Here is a 23,114-nt window from a genome sequence, read left to right on the forward strand (position 1 = left end):
TGTTACTCACCCGTCCGCCGCTAAGTCATTTTGGAAGCAAGCTTCCAAAATGACTCCGCTCGACTTGCATGTATTAGGCACGCCGCCAGCGTTCGTCCTGAGCCAGGATCAAACTCTCCAAATTAGATCAAACTTCGTTTGATCGACCGTCATTAATTCGTCCATCTCCTTGCGGAGAAGATGAATTAATGACGCTTATGAAAAGAGCGATTATGCTCATTTAAAACAAACTGACGAGAAATTACTTTCTCTATCAAATGATTTCTCATTTGTTTTAATTTCACTTTCGTGAAATCTACTCACTCGTTGTTCAGTTTTCAAAGACCAATTTGTTCATTTTGTTGTTACCAGTTGTTCTCGGCGACAACTTCTATATCATATCATGTCCGGTTCGTTTATGCAAGCTTTATTTTCGTTTACGTTTCATTTGAGTTTGGCTTGCCGATTCAATAAATGTATTATTTATTGGCCGGAATAAGAATATACCATGTTCATACCTATCATAACAAGTTGTAATAATTTACAGTTGTATCGGATGTGAATTATTAATGATCATCTATGTAATATAAACGCTCTTATAGTTCACCTATCCAATCATATTTCCTTACTAGTATTACTTTATTAGTAACCTCCACTGAACTATTTCTTCATAATAGTGAATTTCTCCTGGACTAAATATGTTGTTGATGTACTAATTTTAAGGACAAGGGCAAGACTGTTTCTCTAGACCCACACACATTGTCTCCAGTATGATCAATAGACCACAAAAATCCGGAGGTCACGCTAAATTGGATGCTTACAACGAGATTAAAGAAGGAGAAAAGGGCGCTTGGGTTAGTATTATTGCCTATCTGTGTCTTTCTGCTCTTAAATTAAGTATTGGGTTCACAGCAGGATCAGAAGCTCTATTTGCTGACGGTCTGAACAATACAACCGATATTATTGCCTCATTCGCTGTTCTTATTGGTCTAAAGATTTCTCGTAGACCACCTGATCATGATCATAAATACGGACATTTCCGTGCAGAGACAGTAGCTGCATTATTAGCATCATTCATAATGATTGTTGTCGGAGCTCAGGTATTATATCAAGCGATACAGAAATTTTTTGAACCATCCATAGATAATCCCAATATGATTGCAGCATGGGTCGCCTTATTCTGTGCTGTTGTTATGATGTTTGTCTATAGGTACAATATTCGCCTAGCTAAAAGAATAAACAGTCATGCTATTAAAGCCGCAGCTCAAGATAATCGATCCGATGCCATCGTCAGCATAGGTGCCTTTATAGGGATTGTTGGTTCACAGTTCGGTTTACCTTGGTTAGATCCACTTGCGGCTACCCTCGTTGGATTGATTATTTGTAAAACGGCTTGGGATATATTCAAAGATGCTTCTCACGCCTTAACCGATGGGTTCGACGAACATGAACTTAATAAAATAAAACTAACTGTCGCCGACACCCCAGGTGTTGAATCCATAAAAGATATTAAAGCACGCGTGCTTGGAAATAACATCATGGTCGATGTAACGATTCAGGTGGACGGATCACTAAATGTAGTAGAAAGTCATGCAATATCTGAAAAAGTCGAAGACCGTATGAATCTTGAGCATAATATTTCCCACGTCCATGTTCATATCGAACCTATGGAACAATCATAGTAAACCTTATTTTTATTAACGGCTTATCTGAAATTACTATTGTCTACTAATTCACCATAAAAAAAGAGTGTCCCTTACCATTACGATGGCTAGGAGACACTCTTTTTAAAAATCCTATTTTACATAGGTATTATTCTTCGTAAATGACGATCGACTGTGTCTCAGCATCCCATTTAACGGTCGCATTCAAGCGTTCACTCACAAAACTAATAGGTACTACTGTACTACCTTCTACAATAGTTGTAGGTACATCAAGTTTCACTTGCTCACCATTAACGTATGCAATATTACTATTAATGTTCAATACCAATGTAATTTCATTACGAATAACGGTAACAGAGCGCTTCTTACTATCCCATTTCACATCAGCATTTAACGCCTCTGTTATAGCTCTAAAGGGTACCCATGTACCACCATCTTTAATAAATGGCGCCACTTGAAAGGAAGGTTCTTCTCCATTCACATAAAGTTTAATCCCTTTTTTCCCGATTGATTCATAATATTTGCTAAGTCTCTTGTAAGAATCCATGTTTTTAATATTGGCTAGAATAGCTTCTTTCTCCATATACACAGCATCTGTTACACTTACATTCTTTGCTAGCAATTCTGCAACCATAGATAGAGCCACGTCTTTGTCTTTCACTTTCTCAAGTTCAGCTACAAATTCATCTGTAAGATGAATATTGTATTCAGTTCTAAGAAGATCTGCAAGAACTTTACCAGCTGGCTTGTCCTTCACATTACTCATGGCTGTCAGAAGTCCCTTATATCCTTTATGATGATGATTTTTATAAGTCACATCAATCACCGTATGAGGCTTATCTTTATAAGTATCTTCACCTACTGTAGGTTTATTTTTATTTTTATTCCCTTTTCCCTTATCCTTTACTTCCTTGTCCTTCTTCTCTTTCGCTTCCTTGTCCTTCTTCTCTTTCTCTTTCTTCTCTTTCGCTTCTTTCTCTTTCTTCTCTTTCTCTTTAGATTCAGACTTATTACTACTCGCTGCATGTGAGTGCTTGCCTGAATCCTTCCCTCCGTTATTCGGTTTCGCAAGCACCGATCCTGACATAAGGGTTGTTGCCACTATACACGACAACATAATCATCCAATACTTTTTCATGATGTAAACACGCCTCCTCTGTAAATATCTAGCTTATATATATATTTCGGTTACTTTTCTTCAAATCTTAATACATGATGCCACTTTTTTTTATAATAGGTTATATTCGTGTTTGAAACCTCCACTTGTTGGTTAACTAACTATAGGTTACATCATGATTGGTTTATTATTTTAACGTATCTTATACGGAATTTAAGGTGCTACTAAGGTTGTTCCGTTATACTAGCGATAACACGATGATGTAAAAAGAAATGACTACTCTATCTAAAAGATAACCATTTCAGCATTTTCATTTTTAGAAAAGAGGTATTTATGAAGAAGATCGTACTGGTCGGAACGATGGTTTTTGCTATAACTGTTAGTGGAGTTTCTTGGAATACACATGTAAGCGCAAGCCCTATTACACTACCCCTTATTACTACTGTTCCAGTTAAAGAAGACTTACTACACGTTCTAAATCTTTCTTCCGACGAAGAATTATATAATGCATTATATGAAGGTAATACGCTGGCTGAGGTTGCACATGATCGTAATGTTGATGTTCAGAAGATCGTTAACTTACAAGTTGCTGAATTAACGGCCCAGTTTGATCTACGTTATGCTAGTGGTAATCTCACTCCTCAACAATATGAAGAACAGAAGGCAGAGGTAAGAGATATTATTACAAAAAGTGTATACGGTCTATAGACAACACTTATATAGTAAAAAGGCACTGCCACAATCGGCAGTGCCTTACGTCTCCCTACATATATGCTCTATTTTCGTCCGTAATCGGCTTTAATCTCTCCCCACTCTTTCGTCTCCCACTTGCGTACCTTATTATCATATTGATTCATCTGTAGCCAATGTAGAGCTCGATCCACTAACCCCCATACTTCCTTCGTTGATTCATCTCGTTTCAAGGTTGTGGCAACTTGCTTCTCTCTCACCCATTTCAATGCTGTTCTAGAGTCGCTGTAGACTGTCTTGTTGCTTCCCTCTTTTTTCAAATGAGCTAAGGAATGTACTATCGCTAAGAACTCCCCCAGATTATTCGTACCGTTAGGAATTGGGCCTTTAGCGAATATAACTTCACCTGTCTGTGTATCGACACCCCTATATTCAATAGGACCTGGGTTCCCCCTTGTGCCTACGTCAACTGAAATACTATTATAATCAATCTCTTCTGATGACTTCTCGGATTCGGCCTTACTAGTCAGACTCTTCTTCGGTTGCACATGACCTTCTACCTTCTTCTTACCCCAATGTTGCTTCCATCCATCTCGATAAGCTTGTTCCGCTTCTGTCTTAGAGTCATATGACTTATATTTGGCATCTTTAAATTGAGCTACTTGTGATTGGCATTCAGGCCAGTTTGTGTAGATTCCCGGTGTGTTTCCCACCCATACGACATAATACTTTTGTTTCGCCACGACTACTCGTCCCTTCTTGGTCCGTTCAAACCCTACCTAATTATAAACGGCAAGCGTCTTAAGTGATAGATCGAACAATGATAGATAACCTTATATGTATAACCATAGATCGACTCGTCCATAAATATAGTAATACAAGTAGAGAAACTAATGAGGTGCGAGTCAATGGAAGAAGTTCATCTAGGTTTATTAACGGTAAAAGTCATCGTTGGCTTTTTCGCGTTATTTGGGATTGTTAAATTGACGGGAAGGAGCTCGATTAATCAATTAACACCTTTTCACTTTATCTTCGTATTAGGTTTGGGCGATTTATTTGCAACTACGATATACGATAATAAGGTGAAATTATTTCACTTTCTGTATGCATTGTTTCTATGGGCATTACTCATGTTAATCATCGAATTCATTACTTTAAAAAGGGAATCCGCACGCTTCCTATTAGTCGGTAATCCAGCGATTATTATCCGCGACGGTGTGTTGGATCGTAAACTCATTAAGAAGAACAAATTAGGTGTAAACCAAGTTCTGAGCATCCTACGACAAGCGAACGTTTTTTCAATACGTGAAATCAAATACGGCATATTAGAACCCAATGGTCAGATCAGTACATTATTAGTATCACAGTATCAGCAACCTAATAAACAAGATCTCTCTCTTCCAGAGAATCCAGTATATCTTCCTACCTCTCTGATCATAGATGGTGAAGTTTTATGGGGCAATTTGCACGCTTGTGGGTTCGATCAAGAATGGCTATCCAATCAATTAAGCGCTCAAGGATATACCCATGCGAAGGAGATATTCTTTGCCGAATGGTGGGAAGGTAAGGGCGTCCATATCAGCCCAAATAAAAGGAACTAAACCCTAGCAACACATGGGTTCGGCTCCCTTTTTTGAGGTAAAAGTCATGTCATAAAGTATGTTATATCTCTTACCCTCGTTTTCTTACGGGGATATATATATTCATTACTTCAGCGGTAGAAATATAGAAACAGATGTCCCGATTCCTACCTCACTAGTAATATCTATTCGTCCTCCATGGGAGGCGATAATGTTATGCACGATCATCATACCAAGACCGTTACCATCATCTTTTGTCGTGTAAAAAGGTTCCCCTATTCTTTGTAACACTTCGGGGTTCATTCCTTCTCCATCATCACGGAAGTTTATGCATTGAAAGGAATCTTCCATGTCAATAGAGATATGAATCTGTCCTCCTGAAGGTAAAACCTCCAGTGCGTTCCTAAGAATATTCAAAAAGACTTGCTTAATCTGGTTCCGATCGCATCGGACCATCATCTCTTGAATCGTCTCATTTACAATCGTGATATGATTTAAATTCGCTTGAAGTTGGAACATACTTAATACTTCTTTTAGAATCGTACTAGTATACTCTTTCGTGAACTGTGCTGCTTTTGGTTTACCCAGAATCAAAAAATCACTTACGATTAAGTTCATTCTCTCAAGTTCAGACATGATCAGATCGTAATGAAGTAGCTTTGAATCTTTCCCGGATATTTGAATTATACCCTTAACGGTTGTAAGCGGGTTACGAATCTCATGAGCAATACTCACAGCAACTTCACCTGCAAAGACTAGCTTTTCTGTATTACGTAACAATGCTTCTGTTCTTTTCATCTCGCTAATATTACGCAAAGTACCCACAATACGAATTAATACCTGTTGATCATAAATGGGAACCACATCTAACATATAGTAACGAATGGACCCTTTGACCTGTAAGGCTAACTCTACCCCAACACATGCCTCTCCTTGATCAATCACATCCTGAAAGAAATCCCCTATAAGAATTATATCAAATACGGAGCTATGTATATATTTATCTTTATCGTAATTATCCCAATCTAGCATCCTTAGGATGTTTTCGTTTACTTCTACAATTCTTCCGAGGGCATCTGTCACAATCACACCATAATAGTTCGTCTCTAATAATACTTGGTTCAATATATGATGTTCAGTATTCTGCCTGCGTAAGAGAATCTCACGCTCAATCGAATCCGCTAAGGTACTTATCAAAGCAAGCAAATTGGGATGAGCAAAATCAAGTCCCGCCATTAATGATAAAGTTCCTACAATTCGTTTTCCTTCATCACTGCGAATCGGTGCGGTACAACAAGACATGCACTGTAATACGGTATGATAATGTTGCTCACCATATATCTCAATCGGTTCTCTATGACGAATACTTAACGCTATCGCATTCGTTCCCACTTCTTCACTAAATTGTACACCTTCTTGAATACCAATCTGATTGGCAATGTCTATGATACTCGCGTCACCTTTGAAGTCAAGAATATAACCCTCACGATCCGTAATTGCGATCAAGTAAGGGTTCCCCGACGTAGAGGAAAGGAATTTATCAACAAAATAATTGATAACCTCCAATATTTCGCTATACATATATAGCTGTGTTTCTAGTTCCTCATTAGAGAATCGGTTCTTAAATATAGGTGGTTGATCTGGGACAAGCCCTAAGGCCATGCATTTTTGTTTCGATTCCTGAATTATCGAGTCAACATTCATTATATCAACCTTCATTCTATGCTATTCCTAATCCTTCTAAATCCTTCAGATCCTTCTAGATCTTTCTAGATTTCTTTCCTTTATTTTAACTCGCTAGTAGTACTTTCTCTATATAAATATTGGGTGAAGGGTATATTCATACGATTTAATTAGAAAATGGAGTGATTATACAGGTTAATCCTGGGTTATTTGACACCCATACTAATACACATTACATTGTAATCTTAGGGTGAATATGAACAATAGGAGAATCGAATGCAGCCATTTACACAACAAGTTATTGATATTATACAAGCTATACCAAAAGGTAAGGTCATGACCTATGGGCAGATTGCCGCATCTGCTGGAAGTCCACGTGGCGCAAGACAAGTTGTTCGAATTCTACACACGATGGGTGAGAAGTATGATTTACCCTGGCATAGAGTGATCAACGCCAAAGGAGAAATCGTTATCTCGGATGATGAGTCACGTTTCCTTCAACAAATGTTACTTGAAGAAGAGGGAATTATTCCGAATGTAGCAGGAAAAATAGACCTAACCATATATCGCTATCATGGCTAGGTCTCTCTGTTACGGCTATTAATCCTTCATATAAATGATGACAGCCGTTAAAGGTTCAATTGTAATGGAGTAATTGGTAAGTTGAAAGCCTGATTTCTTAGATATCTCCACTATTCCCGCTTCATCCTGATCAACTAAGATCTGTCCTGTCGTTAAATCCTCCTGCAGTGTGAGTCTTCTCGTTCTACTGTCTGCATTCACAAATACGTAATAGGTGCCTGTTCCATCTGTAGCCTGATTTTTATATCCAATTACTAGATCACATTTCTTAATTTCGGGTGACTTAATTGATGTAACGTTAGCGTTGATCAATTGCTGCGTACCCAGTCTAAACGCATTCGTAGACTTTCTTAGTGCAATCAGGCCTGATGTATATTTCCTTGTTGTATGATTCACTGGATACTGATCAGCATCCAACGCCTTAGCCCAATCAAACATATTGATGGCATCCGATGAATCGAATGAATCATGAACGAAATACCCGAATATCTGACCTTTTTCATCCTCAAAAGCATTATATTTCTGTTCTGGCACACCAAATGCCTTCCATTGTTTCGTTCGACCATATTCTTGTCCGGCATGGAGAAAAGCAGTCCCTTGAGAAGTTAAGATTAGCGTATTTCCAAGTCTTATGCGTCTGTGTATCTCTAAATCGTTAGCCGATACACTTGGATCTTTCTTAATGGATTGTGCAATCACATCATACAACGTAAGGTTGTCATGCGCCTCAATATATTGCACGATGTCCACTGGACTATCTGTAGGGATATTAGATGGTTGTGCCTTAATGTTATTGAATATAACAGCAATTTCTCTCGGCCCACCTGTAAGAAATCTGGGTTCACCTTCAAGACCATAGCCTGATTTCAATTCATTTCTAACCTCATCGGAGAATACGCCTACGCTATCTGTTTGGTCCATCCAGTCTTGAGTAGCACCTTTCCCAGCAAGTGTAGGTTCCGACAAATGTCCTTGAAAAGTTCTCCATCCTTCACCAATGAATAAGGCGTTCGCATTAATCTCTGCGGCGGCATCGTAGGCTTCCTGCACAGCCTCATAAGTTGCATCCCCCATCATATCCCAGCGCATACCATCAATTTTATATTCATTAAACCAATACTTCACGGAATCAACCATCAGTTTCTTCGCCATCTTCCGATTCGTAGCAAGATTATTGCCAAACCCACCGATAAACTTGCCCTCTGCATCCTGCCATGCATAATAGTTCGGAACAATATGATTCAGGAAGTCCGCTAGAGCCATATGTGTGTATATCACATCTAGGATGACACCCATGCCCGCTTCATGAATGGCATGAATTAATGCCTTCAGCTCTTTCACTCTAAGCTCAGGATCGGTTGGGTCTTCGGAATATGCACCATCTGGTGAGAAATAATGATGTGGATCGTATCCCCAATTGTACTCATTGTCTACAGCTGAGTAATCTAGTTCTCTATTGCCCATCGCCGCCTCATTCCCATAATACCAGGCCATGACAGGAAGCAATTGAACATGTGTAACCCCTAGGGATTGGATATAATCAAGCTTATCTTTAAAAGCATTAAAGGAACCCCATCTGGCATTCAATTCACCCTCAATGGAAGGATCAGCAGTAAAGTCCCGGATATGCACTTCCCAGATAATCGCATCACATCGCGTCTTATACCCCTCAATACTCGCGAAATTGAACTGTTCAGGATTCGTATCACTCAAATCGACGATTGCAGCCTTACCTATTCGATCTCCATCAGGACCTGGCTTACCTGTTGTATCTATCCTACATATAGCCATTGATTTCGCATAAGGATCAAGGACTTGTCGAGTCTGACCGTTATTTGTTACTTCATATTGATAAAAGTATCCTCGAAGATCTGTAACGCCTAGATCCATAGGCTTAATATTTACAGACCATACACCTTTCGCTCCCATCGTTAAGTTAACACTGCCAATAAGCTGTGTCGCATCATCTTTGTCATATAGATTAGCCCTAACCTGACTTGCAACAGGCGCCCAAATTTTGAATGTTACCCCATCTTTTCCATACGTTGCTCCAAGGTCATTTCCCTCATAAGAGTACAATTGATCGAGTATTCTCCAATCTGTAGAACTTACACTAGATACGTTTACCTTGTCGGAACAATCATTAACCTTTACAGAATCTATATTACCTTTAGCAGCATTCGTCTTCACTGCATCCCTCGAGTTACTTGTTAATCTTGCATTGTCCGTTCGGGTTGACTTTCTATGACTACTTGGCTTTTGAAATTCATTCTTCAAAGTCTGTCACTCCATTCCACCGATCATAGGTTTATAACTAGCAAGCATCCTCAATTTATGAGAAAGATATACTTCATTCAGCTATTCTTCAATCATCAGAATTTCCCGAATCTCCTGCTCCGTCAGAACGGACAATGCTTGTTGACCCGGTTGAATCACTTCATCGATTAAATTTTTCTTCTTCTGCTGTAGCTCGTACATCTTCTCTTCCACAGTCCCTTGTGCAACGAGGCGAATTACTTGGACGACTTTCTTTTGTCCGATGCGGTGTGCACGGTCAGCTGCTTGTTCTTCCACAGCAGGGTTCCACCATAGATCATACAGAATAACCGTGTCCGCTCCGGTCAGGTTCAGTCCGGTCCCCCCTGCTTTTAAGGAGATGAGGAACAAGTCATGTTCTCCTTCATTAAATCGATCACATAACTCCACACGCTCAGAGGCAGGTGTTTGCCCATCCAAATAGAAATAGGGTACTCCCTGTTTCCCCATTTCTCTTCGGATTAAGCCGAGCATCTCTGTGAATTGTGAGAATACTAGCATACGCTTACCCGCGCTCCGACATTCCTCAATGAGTTCCAAAAGCTGCTCGAACTTGGCTGAGCTTCCCGTATACCCTTGAACGAATAACACCGGATGACAACACAATTGACGTAGTCTCGTTAAACCCGCTAGAATCTTGATTCGATTCTTCTGAAAGCTCTTCTCTTTCAGATGTTTCACCGTCTCATGTTTCAGTTCAGCAAGATATGCCACATATACTTTCTTCTGATCGGGGAGCAATTCAGATACCTGTATGGACTCAATCTTGTCAGGTAGTTCCTTCAACACATCACCCTTTAGACGCCGAAGCAAGAATGGACGTATTCTCTTAGCTACATGGTCACGTGAAAGGTTCGCAAAGACCTTCCTGCTCGTAAATAACTCTGGAAATACTACGTCAAAAACAGACCATAACTCATCAATCGAATTCTCTACAGGCGTTCCTGTGAGTGCAAATCGATGTCTAGCTTGTATTCTTCGAACGGTCTGTGCGGTCTGAGTGGCATGATTCTTAAACATCTGTGCCTCATCCAAAATCAACGTATGAAATGTTAATCCCACATAATATTCGAAATCCCTACGTAGTAGCGGATAGGAGGTGATGAGAACATCCACCCCTGAATTTCTAGTTATCTCTCTACGGCGTTCTTCTTGGGTACCATCCAGAATCATTACGCTCACTTCGGGTGCAAATCTCTTCAACTCATTGCGCCAATTGTATACAAGAGATGCTGGAGCAACGATGAGAGTAGGTAACTTCTCACTTCTAATCTCGGGTAAGACGGAGACGATGAATGCAATGCTTTGAATGGTTTTGCCAAGTCCCATATCATCTGCTAGTACTCCCCCGAATCGGTACTTAGCGAGCGTCTTCATCCATTGATAACCGTATTGCTGATAATCTCGAAGGACTGTACCCAACTTCTCAGGTAGAGGATAGTCCATCAGATCGGGATTGCGCATGTTCTCAAGAAGCCGACGAAATGATTTACCCAGTTGGACTGTCTTCCCTGTATCTTGGTAGTCTACCAACTGAAGTCCATGAATGATGGGAAGTCTGAGCTCAGGTCCAGTCATTTTGCCTGTACCAATGCCCGCTTCGTTCATAAAACGTAACATTTCCTGAAATTTCTCACCTTCTAGGGGTACAAATGCACCATTGGGTAGTCGGTGATATTTACTTTTCTCCTCCAGAGACTTCAATAGATGACGGATTTCTTGTTCAGGAATGCCATCGATATCGAACTTAAATTCTAGCCAATCATGTCTTGAATCCATATCTACTGTGACCTTCGGAGTCGTAAGGCCAGGATGCATCTGCGCTTTAACAGCAGAGGTAGCAAAGATCTCAACACGCTTTTGTAGTTGGGGAACAATGTGATACAAGAATTCATACTCTGCATCTTCATCCGCTAAGAAATACCCCATGTCCGTCTTTGTGAAGGCACTTTGGTCCATGAGATCCAGAATTTCCGTTTCCCGATCGCCATCACGTATAAGAATACGGTCGTCTCCTTCGTGCTGATTGTTCTCCTCCTCCAGAGGATTAAGGATGAGACCTCCATATTGGAACTCCATCGAAGCTAGCAGTCGACCTTTGACTCGATCTAAGTACAACTTAGCTTTCAAAGGTGTGCGAACCATACGTTCAGACACTGCCTTTGCGATATGAACACTACCGATCTTCATCAAACCCGGGATAACTTTTTCCATAAATAAGTCTAGTTGCTCCTGTGCGATGGGTATCTGCTGTTGATGGGATATCTCAAGCATATGTTTCAACTCCGCAAGACGTTTGATTTCTTCATTAGGTAATTTCACTAACCTTCCATCAAATAAGACGACGTCATATGATTCCATAATGGTAATCTTGTCTAAGCCTTCAATGTCCATATAATAACCTTTTCCAGCTGTATGATTTAGTTCGAACTGAATTGGGATCGTCTCATCCGATACTGAAATTCCATCTTTAACAAAATGCCCTTGCGCTAACTTAACCGTTGGTGCCTTCAATAGAAGTAGAAGTAGATCATCCCAGTAGATCGGTGGAATCATCAATAACCGGTTCCTCTGATTCGCTTCCATAATGGCAAGCTCTTGGTATATCTCTTCACTGTTATTAATAGCAATTAGATGGCGAATGATGTCATCATTCTCTTTAGAAAAGCAGTGAATTTCCGGATCATACGTGAAATGATTGGAGAACATATGCGTCTCCTCGCGTTCAATTCGGTCAAGCAATTCCCTTACGTTCTTCACGACATACAATCGTGCAGGTCCAATCTTCATTTCTAACCCGAACATGTACTTCCGGTATCCGTTATATATCGATTTACAGGTGAATTCTATATCAAGTGGGATTCTTGAATCGAAGTATTTGCGCTTATAGCTTGGACGAATGCTCTTCTCCGTAAATAACTCCAACATAAAGTTGGTCAGTTGTGTTTCTCCCTCAGATCCTTCCTCTAATAACCCATCTTCCTTCTCACTCTGATGCTCTATATCATGAATATTTAATAGCACCGCAGCGATATGTTGGCAATATAGATCATACGAAGATAATGTAGGACACGTACATTCTGCAAACACATCACCGGCAGCATTAGTTCTAACCGTAACCTGCTCGGTGCTTTTTCCTTTAACAATCGCTGTATACAATCCAGTCTCAGAATCTGTATATGTAAACGTCACTTTTCCTGTTTGGTAGTAAGCTTCCCCTTTATCATAGGAGCTCTTACCGCACCACAGCCTTATACTGCTTGGGGTCAACTGCATAGTCATTTATCTTGCTCCTCCTGACGAAAAGGGAATTGTATTCTTATCTATGATAACAGAAATCCACTGCCTCTTTCTGCGTATGCTCTTGGATCCCAGAAAAAACCGGTCCCACAAAGAGAACCGGAATCACAGCTTATAGATCATCGTAAGGGTTGGGTTATCCAACAAATTGCATTAACAATTGGTTAAACTTCTCACGTTCTTCCCAAAAAGCACCATGCCCACTATATTGAAAGGGGACAAGCTGTGAATTCCTAATAGCTTTATTTACCTCTTGTGCCTGTGCAAATGGGATTACTTTGTCATGAATACCATGAATGATTAACGTAGGAACGTGTATTTTATCAAGATCATTGAATAGATTCTCATCTCTCAGTGTGACTATGATCGCCGCTGTAGACCACCCTGCTGCTTCTAATCCCATTTGAAAGAACCAATCGGAGAATCGGTGTGTTATATATTGAAAGAAAAAGGTGTTTGTTACTTCCTCAATCATATTAGGACGATCATTATACGTTTTGGTCAGCAATGTATTAGCGGTTTCTTTGGTAAATCCCGTGGGTGCTGCTGCATCGATTAGGACAAGTTTCGATACGCCGAAGCCTTGATACCGGGACATATAACGAATCGCAATAGCTCCCCCTGTCGAATGACCCGCAATCGTAATGTTCTGTAATTGTAATGCCCCAATAACTGCTCGAAGATCGTCTGCCAATCGGTCAAAGTTGTACCCATCTATCGGTTTATCTGATTTACCGAACCCTCTCCAGTCAATGCCAATACACCGATAGCCCATAGCAGGAAGAACATCGAATTGATACTCAAACTGCTTGTGACTCAAAGGCCAACCATGTATAAATAGTATCGTCTTCTTTCCGCCCGAATTTACATCTTCAACATAATATTTCACACCTTGTTCTACCGTTACAAAATAGCCCATGCCCATTCCTCCGTTTAGCGAATTTCTCAATTCTTATAGGCTATTCACTTTAGGAAGTATAGGTGAATACCTACGCTCAAATGTGAGATCTCTCTAAACGGGGTGAGGCATATCGTTTTCAACAAACATTCTCGTAAGTTGCTGCTACGTACTCCTTCGTTTTCCCCAAGTATTGATTATAGTTTAGAGCTATTTCTTCTGGCACACGTAAATCATTTCATAACTGTCATTGGTGATCGCTGTTTTATTCCAATCCTTATATACATGCACAATCTCAAATCCATGACTAGATAATACCCGTTCCATTTCCTTCGGATATACATATCTCAAGCTGATGTTTGTTCTATTCTCATCTACTACTTCACCATCTTCATTCTTGTATCTTCTTATCGTTGTGTAATGTTGAATCTGCTGAAGGGAGTCATAATGACTAATCGTGTATAGGTCAACTTCCTGCTGCTTCTCCCGATCTCTATAGGTTCTCCAATACTCTTCTGTATTCGGTTGTAGTAATTCTTCTGCACTTGGAAACCTGGTTCCAAATATAAAGATTCCTTCACTTTCTAAGTGGTTACATACCGAGGTCAACAGCTGGTCTTGAGATTCGTTTGTATGAAAGTGTTGAAAAGAGTTGCCGACCATATAAATCATTGAACTTGTTATATTTAAGTGAAGATTAGTGCAATCTTGCTCTACCCATTGAATGGGTAAGTTCAGCTGAGATGCCTTCTTGTGCGCATGTTCTAACATCCCGCTATGTATATCAATGCCCATCAACTTGTATCCTTTACTTGCTAATGGCATTGTAACTCATCCTGTTCCACAAGCCAGATCAATAATAAGGCCGGCAGATTTCTTGGTAGCCCACTCAGATAGGAACGGAACCTCCCCTATATATGAGTCATTCTCTATATCGTACTGAATAGGATTATCGTATTCCTCTAGGTTATCTAACAGCCTTCTTTTCTTCATATCCATCTCCATTTCTAGTATTTACTCGTTACACATTTAATAGGTTCTTTTTTTAAGGCTACTCTATTACTTTTCTCGAAACAAAATAGGATTGATTGAAAAGAAATAGATATCTTTATTGGTATCGGTCGTTTTTAGTAAACTCTTTAATCAAACCTTCAACGGATCTTCAGTTTCAATTCAGTTAATACCCTTATCATGACTAATAGATATTACATACGGGTAGTGCAAACATTTGAAGATATTGAAGGAGTGTAACACCCATGAAAATTAGAACCATTAAAAAACGAAAGCTATTCATTGCAATGATTGTACTCCTTGTTGTCATAGGAGCCATAGTATACAAACTTGCTGACCGTTATTTAATAGAACATGTAGAAGTTGTCGTTCAGAATGAAGAGTCTACAGACAGTAAACCAGCTTCTGTTGCTGCGAGTAATGTCCATGCTAAGGTTGATGACCATAGTTATACCAGTGACAATATCGAGATCAAGATTAATCAAATGCAGACGGGTTCTGGATCCGATCAAATTACTTATTATGTCGCGGATGTCGTTCTTAAAGACTCAAGTAACCTACTCTCGGCTTTTGCCGATAACCAATTCGGGCGCAACATTATAGAGAAGACCTCTACCATAGCTGATGACAACCATGCGATATTTGCGATAAACGGCGATTATTACGGTTTCAGAGATGACGGTGTGATTATCCGAAACGGCACTATATACCGTGATAGCCCGGTAAGAACTGCCCTAGCATTATTCAACGACGGTACGATGCAATCCTTTGATGAAGAGGAACTAACGTCTACTTCCTTACTCGAACGGGGAGTGACCAACACTCTTTCTTTTGGACCCACGCTGATTAAAGACGGTGTAATGATTGATAACTTTGACAATCTCAAAATCGACACCAACTTCGGAAACCGTTCCATTCAGAATTCGAATCCAAGAACAGGAATCGGTATGATTGGTCCTAATCATTATATATTTATCGTCGTTGACGGACGTAAGGAAGGTTACAGCAAAGGCATGAGGCTGACTGGGTTCGCTCAGGTATTCGCAGATCTAGGTTGTACCGAAGCCTACAATCTAGACGGTGGTGGTTCATCGACGATGTACTTCATGGGCGATGTCGTGAACAATCCCTTAGGCAAAGGGAAAGAACGCGGTGTTAGCGACATCCTTTACATAAGAGAGGTCAACTAACATGACTATCCTTATACCCTCTTATGAACCGGATGAAAGATTACTATTGCTAATAATTCAACTAAAGGTTCAGACAGATGTAGACATACTCATTGTTGATGATGGTAGCGGAGAGCTCTACCAAGACATTTTTAAATTGATAGAATCATCTGGTTGTACGGTCTTGCATCATCAGACCAATCAAGGCAAAGGCCGTGCACTCAAAACAGGCTTTCAGTATTTAAAAGATATTGGGGAGCAAGGTAACGTGATCTGTGCGGATAGTGATGGGCAACATCATCCTCAAGATATTATGAGAATTTCTCAAGCGCTTGACGAACCTGGCTGTCAGCTGGTGCTTGGAAGTCGATCTTTCAGTGGTAACGTTCCCCTTCGTAGCCGTTTTGGAAACACGCTTACTCGGAAGGTGTATGCTTTCACCACAGGCATTAAGGTTCACGATACACAGACCGGACTTCGTGGATTTCCTGCACATATGCTGGACTGGTTGTGTCGGATTTCAGGAGAACGTTTTGAATATGAGATGAACATGTTGTTAGGAGCTCATAAAGAAGGATACGCCATTGATGAAATCTTTATTGATACCATCTACTTAGAGGATAATAAGTCCTCTCATTTCCGACCACTAGCCGACTCCATCAGAGTATATCTCCCTATACTTCTATTCAGTGCCTCATCCCTCCTATCTGGGATTCTAGATTTCGTTCTACTTCTTCTGCTCCAGTATTTCACGACTAATCTATTCCTATCGGTACTGTTGGCTAGAGTCTGTAGCTCCATCTTCAACTTTACGATGAATAGAAGGGTTGTTTTTACTAAAAATATAAGTTCCACACTTTCAACCGCACTGACCAAATACTTTGCGCTTGCCATACTAGTACTTCTATTAAATTATGGGGTTTTATATGTGTATCATGAACAAATAGGTATTCCTCTAATCCTAGCCAAACTGTTAACCGAAGCTACCATCTTCATCTTCAGCTATTGGGCTCAACGAAGATATGTATATTAAAAAAATCAAAGAAAGGGTTCTTCGATTTTAACGAAGAACCCTTTCTTTGATTAATAGATAGATTATGCCACGCAATGATTCGTTTACATTTTTAATTTTTAGCATATTTGGTCATGACTACATTACTATAATCTTTCTTACTGGATAACGTAAAAATTCAAATTTGTTTCTCTATCAAAATAAATACTTATGTAATGTTTATTCTGTATAGTAAAGTAGAGCCCATTTCTACACGCGAATGTCGATAATAGGTTGAAGGTTTTTTTGTGCTTGTATGTCATTACTTTTGTTCTTGTCATTATCCTGATTCTTCTTATTTGTATTATCAGCGTTCAAAGGTTCATCGGATACAGATAGCTCCTTCTGATCTTCAACCTCTTCAGTGACGACTTTCTTGTCATCGTTCTGGATACTATCTTGTGTGGATTCAATCTTTTCACTTATTTTACGATCCAATTCAGCAATCTTCTTATCTATGTCCAGTGCTTGTTCGGTTTTCGATTTATTGACTGTCAATTCGAGATTTTTTCTCATTTCCGATTTGCCTGGGTCACCGGGTTCATTCTCACCTCCAAGAAGATCTCTTCCTTTTCTTACTTCATGATTAAGAGTGTCAGTTTCCACTTTCAGTGATCTACGTACACTTGCCATTTTGCTCAATTGGTCATGTAGATTGTTAGCTTGTAAAATCTTTTCCATAGAAATACCTGAGATATCTTGCTTACTTGTATCCATTTCGATTTTTTTACTAGAATCCTCCTTTTGAGAAGAATCACTCTTGTCAGTTTTACTAGCCTCAGTCTTCTCCATTCTTTTCTGCATAATTTGAGATTCAAGTAACTGCATATCCATGGTTAATAATTTAATTCTTTCATCTTTTTGTTCAGAGTTCATTTTTTCATCTGATCTAACAGTAGCGATTTTTTCATTAATAATTCCTTTTTGATTAATTAGCTGTTCAATCTCCCGGTCAATGGGTGACATAATATTCGCTCTAGACTTTACAGGTGGTGTAGACTGCGATCTACTTGAAGTACTTGAGGTACTTGAAATTTGTGCCATTTAAACACTTCTCCCTATAATAAAATGGTAAATTTTTCTTTACTATTATATTATCGGATATTTTCCATACAAATATGAACATTTTATCAAGAATCTGTTGAGTGACTACTTTTTGCGGCAATTGCAATTACCAATATATATTCAATACTTCATTTGTATCATGGACAGACGGTTCGTCCTTCCGCTCGATGTTCTAGACGATACTCTGTCGGGGTGACGTTGAACTTTTTACGAAATAGCTGTGTAAAATGCTTCACATCCTGATATCCTACCCGTTCCGAAATATCCGCTAACTTAAGCTGGGGATGGAGTAATAATTGCTTGGCTTGCTCCATGCGTAAATGAATCACATATTCTTTAAACCCGGACCCTGTCTTCTGTTTGAACAATTGGCTAAAATACACGGGATTCAAATAAACAATCGAAGCAACCCTCTCCAACGACAAGTCAGAATTATAATAGGTTTTAATATATTGCAGAGCTACCTCAATGACTTGGCTACCTCCCGTTGCATAATACTCGAATTCATGAGAAATCGAATCTTGATGCATCCGTTGTACTTCTGTAGGAATGACACTGAAGTCGCACATGACTTCGGTATGCAGAATTTGAAAAGGTACTCTTAAATACTTTTTCAAATGAATACGGAGCTCTTCCAACATGCCCTTCATGCTTATCGTTTCATTCATTGTAATAAGTCCTAACAGACTTTTAGCATCAAAACTTGTAGCAAACCCTTTACCATGATGATTAATCAATTCAGTGAGTACATTATCAATGATAAAATGCTCTAGGTGTACCACTCTGTCACTTTCCATCTTCACCATGATGAGTTGAAAATGTGGGTGATCCACGATGACCGAAGCCATATCCATGCCCCCGATGTCCAGACCTGAAGCCCAACGCTGAAATACTGCAGCACGCAGAAATTTCAAGTTTGTCTTCAGCAATTTGGATTCCTTGACCATCTCTACTTCAAATCCAATGCTACGCTCAAGTTTACCGATCATCTCAAGCAACATTTCTTTCCCTATCGGCTTAAGCAGATACTCCACCGCGCCTAGACGGATTGCTTCCTTAGCATATGCAAATTCAGAGTATGCGGAAATAATCACCCATTTGATATGTGGGTAACTTGCTTTAGAGAACTGCATTAATTCTAGACCCGTCATACCCGGCATAAGGATGTCTGTCAATACAATCTCAATAGGAAGACTTCGGAGCAGTTGTACGGCCTCCTCTGGATTCGCAGCCAGATATACGTTGTATTGTGGATATTCCTTGTCAATCGTCCGTTTAATGCCTTCCCGGATGGCGGATTCATCATCCACGATGAGAATATTTATCTTCATGACCTCCTTGTAACGGAATCGGTATCACAATGATAACGGTCGTTCCCTCCCCTTTTTGACTCTCCACACGGAGGCCATAAGCTGCTCCAAATAGCATATTGATTCTGGCATGAACATTATGTAGTCCGATCCCCCTCCTCAGTCGGTTAGCCGATTCCACAATAAGGACATTCGGATTTATTTTAAGAGATGCTCTAATCTGGCATAACAGTTCTTCCTCCATGCCTAACCCATGATCTGTAATTCTAATATGGAGTTCATGACTATGTTGTACTGTAGATACCTGTAACTTACAAGGAGTACCTAGCGGTTCCAAGCCGTATTTTATAGCATTCTCAATGATTGGCTGAAGGGTTACCTTCGGTAAAATAACATCGAGCCATTGTTCATTCACGTTGATCTCCGTCTGAACCCGATCATCTAGACGACTCTTAATAATGGTTAGATAATGACGAATGTGTTCCAACTCTTGGCGGAGCGTTGTTTGCGAAGCTTCCTCCCAGTCACTGCTATATCGAAACATATGTGAAAGAGACAAGATCACGCGACTTAACTTTTCATTTCCCTTCTCATCTAACATCCAGTAAATCATATCTAATGTATTATATAAAAAATGGGGGTTCACCTGTGATTGAAGGGCCTGCAACTGAGCATTCTTCTCGCTGACCGAGGAAATCTTGATCCGCTCAATAAGTTCATCCATCCGATGTACCATCCGGTTAAAGGAAGAGACGAGACTATTGATTTCCTCAAATGAATTCACGTTAACAGATCCACTGAAATTCCCCAATTCAACTTTCTTCATCTCTCGAATCAGTAACTTCAATGGCGAAGCAATCGTTCTAGACACGAGCGAAGCCAAGGCTGTAGATACAGCGATCAGAGCAAGAAGCACAATTCCTAAATACAATCGAGTCTGATTAATCTCAGCATTTAGATCACTCTTCGGTGTCATGCCGTAAATCGTCCAATCTGCAATGGAGGTCTTCGCAGCTACAATTAATTGATCAGAGTCATCATCAACGAGAATCTCATGATCTGGAGAGGGCTTAGGAAGATTGGTAAATACGGGCCATTCGTCCTCTTGCTGTTCCTTGCTTGCGATAACTTGGTCATCTTTTTCCGTAATAAACACTTTCGTGCCAGGACTAATACTGACATTCGATAATGCTTCTTTAATAGGAGAGGGATCCGTCTCAATGATAATCATTCCTATGGACTTATAATTAGTTAGATCGTACAATTTCCTACCAAATACAAATACCGAATCTTGTTGCATCGTATTAATAGGAGATCTAGCATAGAATCCAAGCCAGACCATATCACCCGAAGACGCTTTCAATTTGCTATACCAGTCCATTTGAGCATAATTAATGTCAATGACACCCGCGAACTGTCTTTCATAACTATATACCTTACCCGCGTCCGTAATGATATGAATCCCTACAATCTCCTTACGGGAATAGTACGCTGCACCAATAATATTCGTTATCGTGCGCTCATTGGTGACTGAGACCACGGGATTACTAGAAGTCTCTTGGAGTAATCGAGTTAATTCATAATTACCATTTAAAGACTTTGTGACACTGTTATACCCCTCAAGCATCAAATTAAATAGACCCGCTGTTTGAGAAATGTTCTTCTCAGCAATATCACTTATTTTTGAATGGATAATATCTAACGTACGTGTATAGTAAAGGAAACTGACGAGGATAAGAATACCGGTCATACAAGTCAAAAAAAGTAGAAAAAGACGGTTATGAATAGAACGGAATCCTCGAGCCAAACCTGTTGTCCCCCTTCACCCGATTTCTTCTCATTTTATCATAATACCGACTTTATCATGATTAACCTTTAACAGCTCCAGCTACCATACCCTGTGTAATCTTGTCTGCTAATAAGAAATAGATAATGATCACGGGAAGTGCACCTAATACTAAAAATGCCCCAATAGCTCCATAATTCACGGAATACTGTCCGACAAAACTATTTACACCAAAAGGTAGTGTCTTCAAGCTATTTGAAGAAATAAATATGGATGCCATAATATATTCATTCCAAATGTTAATAAACGTTAGAATACACACTGTCATAATAGGTGGAATCGAAATGGGTAACATAATATTCCAATATACACGAATTATACTAGCCCCGTCCATGATTGCCGACTCTTCAATCTCGCCCGGAATTGACTTCATAAACCCATTAAGAATAAATATAGCAATCGGCATGGAGAATGCGATATACGGAAAAATAATAGATAGATGTGTATTCAAAATGTGCATATTCTTAAAGATAATCATTAATGGTAATAACGTCGCTTGCATTGGAATCATCATTCCGATAAGAAATAGTAATAGCACCAATTGCCCATACCGCCAGCGGAAACGGCTTATCGCAAAAGCAGTTAGAGAGCTCAATATAATGACACACGTCATCGTTAACGTTGTAACAAAGACACTGTTCCATAAATACCGAAAGTAATCCCCGCCTGAAAATGCAGAGACGTAATTGCTCCATTGCGGAGATTGCGGTAGTGAGAAGAAGCTCCCAGAGAGTATCTCCTCATTTGTTTTGAATGAGTACAAGAATAACCACAACAAAGGATAGACTTGTGTCACAACTAACACAGACAAGAACAGAAGAACGATTCCCTTCGTCAAAGAAAATCGTCTGCGCTTGGGTTCGGTCTTTACATGTCGTAAAGTCGTGACCTGTGATGTATTCATATCGATTTTCCTCCTTTACGTGAATCGTTTCTCTATTTTATTAAAAATAACATTAATAACGACCGTGGCAATTAGACACACAGCAACTAGAAATGAAGCAATCGAGCTACCATAGCCATACTGCATAGACTTGAACGACATATTATACATGTGTGTAGAAATCACATCCGTTGTATTAGCAGGGCCTCCGCCCGTCATGACCATGACCATATCGAAGGCCTGCAGTGACCCAATAAATGCTAACACAATGGAAATTTTAAAAATGGGGATAATCATAGGAAATGTAATGTAACGATCAGCCTTAAATCCTTCGGCCCCGTCGATTCGGGCTGCTTCGTAAATTTCAGTTGGAACATTCGATATCCCTGTAAATTGAATGAGTGTATGATAGCCCAAGTACTGCCACAAAGCCACAAAGTATAAAGAATACATTGCTACTGCGGGTTCGGTTAACCAAGATCTTGACCAGGATTCCAACCCAACAGTGATCAAAACCTGATTCAACATCCCCCCCATAGATGCAGGGTTGTATATGGTTTTCCATAACTGCCCGATGATAACCACAGATAGAATAACAGGTAAAAAGTAACTTGAAACTAAAAAATTCGGTTTACGAACAAATCTTCGAAGCAAGATCGCTATAAACAATGCAAGTGGAATCTCTGCCATTGAAAAAACAGAAAACATAAATGTCCTCTTTACAGACGGCCAAAAAATAGGATCATGGAAAAATAAATTTTTAAAATTGTCCAATCCTATAAATGTTGATTCCCCTATCCCGTTCCAATCTAATAAGCCACTATATAACGATACGACAATAGGGATGAATACAATTCCGAAATATATAAGCAAGCAAGGTAATACAAACGCTGTAATGGTAAGACGAGATACCTTGAGAACGTTCACACCGTATTCCCTCCTTCTGACTATTAAGATAGATATAAAGGGA

General features: G+C 39.7%; 16 protein-coding genes, 1 rRNA gene and 2 pseudogenes. 6 read left to right on the forward strand and 13 right to left on the reverse strand.

Annotated features, from left to right (window positions below):
* Positions 1–124, reverse strand: a 16S ribosomal RNA gene (locus AC1D69_RS19770); the annotation flags it as partial.
* A gap of 664 nt (positions 125–788) precedes the next feature.
* Here AC1D69_RS19770 and AC1D69_RS19775 point away from each other — a divergent pair.
* A complete protein-coding gene (locus AC1D69_RS19775; RefSeq protein ID WP_495457962.1) occupies positions 789–1,661 on the forward strand; it encodes a cation diffusion facilitator family transporter in 873 nt (290 codons plus the stop codon).
* 130 nt (positions 1,662–1,791) lie between these two features.
* Here the strand turns inward: AC1D69_RS19775 and AC1D69_RS19780 are convergent, their stop codons facing one another.
* Positions 1,792–2,781, reverse strand: coding sequence for a copper amine oxidase N-terminal domain-containing protein (locus AC1D69_RS19780; RefSeq protein ID WP_495457864.1), 990 nt, complete (start codon positions 2,779–2,781; stop codon positions 1,792–1,794).
* A gap of 312 nt (positions 2,782–3,093) precedes the next feature.
* On the opposite strand from AC1D69_RS19780, the gene AC1D69_RS19785 reads away from it, so the two are divergent.
* The gene (locus AC1D69_RS19785) at positions 3,094–3,468 is read left to right on the forward strand and encodes a hypothetical protein (RefSeq protein ID WP_495457865.1); all 375 of its coding nucleotides are present in this window, start codon (positions 3,094–3,096) and stop codon (positions 3,466–3,468) included.
* 68 nt (positions 3,469–3,536) lie between these two features.
* Here the strand turns inward: AC1D69_RS19785 and rnhA are convergent, their stop codons facing one another.
* Positions 3,537–4,193, reverse strand: coding sequence for a ribonuclease H (rnhA, locus tag AC1D69_RS19790; protein ID WP_495457866.1), 657 nt, complete (start codon positions 4,191–4,193; stop codon positions 3,537–3,539).
* 165 nt (positions 4,194–4,358) lie between these two features.
* Here rnhA and AC1D69_RS19795 point away from each other — a divergent pair, with 165 nt between their 5' ends.
* On the forward strand, positions 4,359–5,051 hold the full coding sequence (locus AC1D69_RS19795; protein ID WP_495457867.1) for a DUF421 domain-containing protein: 693 nt from the start codon (positions 4,359–4,361) through the stop codon (positions 5,049–5,051).
* A 105-nt stretch (positions 5,052–5,156) separates the two neighbouring features.
* Here the strand turns inward: AC1D69_RS19795 and AC1D69_RS19800 are convergent, their stop codons facing one another.
* Positions 5,157–6,749 carry an ATP-binding protein gene (locus tag AC1D69_RS19800; protein ID WP_495457868.1) on the reverse strand — a complete coding sequence of 531 codons (1,593 nt, stop codon included), beginning with the start codon at positions 6,747–6,749 and terminating at the stop codon, positions 5,157–5,159.
* A gap of 240 nt (positions 6,750–6,989) precedes the next feature.
* Between AC1D69_RS19800 and AC1D69_RS19805 the strand changes: the two genes are divergently transcribed.
* Positions 6,990–7,295 carry an MGMT family protein gene (locus AC1D69_RS19805; protein WP_495457869.1) on the forward strand — a complete coding sequence of 102 codons (306 nt, stop codon included), beginning with the start codon at positions 6,990–6,992 and terminating at the stop codon, positions 7,293–7,295.
* 18 nt (positions 7,296–7,313) lie between these two features.
* Here AC1D69_RS19805 and AC1D69_RS19810 read toward each other — a convergent pair.
* The 4 genes and pseudogenes from AC1D69_RS19810 to AC1D69_RS19825 all read right to left on the reverse strand — a co-directional run.
* A pseudogene (locus tag AC1D69_RS19810) lies at positions 7,314–9,404 on the reverse strand (alpha-amylase family glycosyl hydrolase); the annotation flags it as partial.
* Between the two features lie 249 nt (positions 9,405–9,653).
* Positions 9,654–12,893: a DEAD/DEAH box helicase gene (locus AC1D69_RS19815; RefSeq protein ID WP_495457870.1), complete on the reverse strand. Its 3,240-nt coding sequence runs from the start codon at positions 12,891–12,893 to the stop codon at positions 9,654–9,656.
* A 154-nt stretch (positions 12,894–13,047) separates the two neighbouring features.
* Positions 13,048–13,830 (reverse strand): alpha/beta fold hydrolase, encoded by a 783-nt coding sequence (locus tag AC1D69_RS19820; RefSeq protein ID WP_495457871.1) that lies wholly within the window; start codon positions 13,828–13,830, stop codon positions 13,048–13,050.
* 189 nt (positions 13,831–14,019) lie between these two features.
* Positions 14,020–14,802: pseudogene (locus tag AC1D69_RS19825) on the reverse strand (class I SAM-dependent methyltransferase).
* 263 nt (positions 14,803–15,065) lie between these two features.
* On the opposite strand from AC1D69_RS19825, the gene AC1D69_RS19830 reads away from it, so the two are divergent.
* Complete coding sequence (locus AC1D69_RS19830) at positions 15,066–16,010, forward strand: phosphodiester glycosidase family protein (protein WP_495457872.1); 945 nt, start codon at positions 15,066–15,068, stop codon at positions 16,008–16,010.
* Position 16,011: 1 nt separating this feature from the next.
* Positions 16,012–17,022, forward strand: a complete 1,011-nt coding sequence (locus tag AC1D69_RS19835; protein WP_495457873.1) for a GtrA family protein — start codon at positions 16,012–16,014, stop codon at positions 17,020–17,022.
* Positions 17,023–17,250: 228 nt separating this feature from the next.
* Here the strand turns inward: AC1D69_RS19835 and AC1D69_RS19840 are convergent, their stop codons facing one another.
* From AC1D69_RS19840 to AC1D69_RS19860, 5 genes are all read right to left on the reverse strand, one after another.
* Positions 17,251–18,084, reverse strand: coding sequence for a hypothetical protein (locus AC1D69_RS19840; protein ID WP_495457874.1), 834 nt, complete (start codon positions 18,082–18,084; stop codon positions 17,251–17,253).
* Positions 18,085–18,242: 158 nt separating this feature from the next.
* On the reverse strand, positions 18,243–19,430 hold the full coding sequence (locus AC1D69_RS19845; protein ID WP_495457963.1) for a response regulator: 1,188 nt from the start codon (positions 19,428–19,430) through the stop codon (positions 18,243–18,245).
* The gene (locus AC1D69_RS19850; RefSeq protein WP_495457875.1) at positions 19,408–21,222 is read right to left on the reverse strand and encodes a sensor histidine kinase; all 1,815 of its coding nucleotides are present in this window, start codon (positions 21,220–21,222) and stop codon (positions 19,408–19,410) included. Before AC1D69_RS19850 ends, AC1D69_RS19845 begins: the two co-directional genes overlap by 23 nt.
* Positions 21,223–21,283: 61 nt before the next feature.
* Entirely contained in the window at positions 21,284–22,165 is an 882-nt protein-coding gene (locus AC1D69_RS19855) for a carbohydrate ABC transporter permease (protein ID WP_495457876.1), read from the reverse strand.
* A 15-nt stretch (positions 22,166–22,180) separates the two neighbouring features.
* Positions 22,181–23,071 carry a carbohydrate ABC transporter permease gene (locus tag AC1D69_RS19860; RefSeq protein ID WP_495457877.1) on the reverse strand — a complete coding sequence of 297 codons (891 nt, stop codon included), beginning with the start codon at positions 23,069–23,071 and terminating at the stop codon, positions 22,181–22,183.
* Between the last annotated feature and the right edge of the window lie 43 nt (positions 23,072–23,114).

It is taken from the genome of Paenibacillus sp. Y301, from assembly GCF_059445505.1.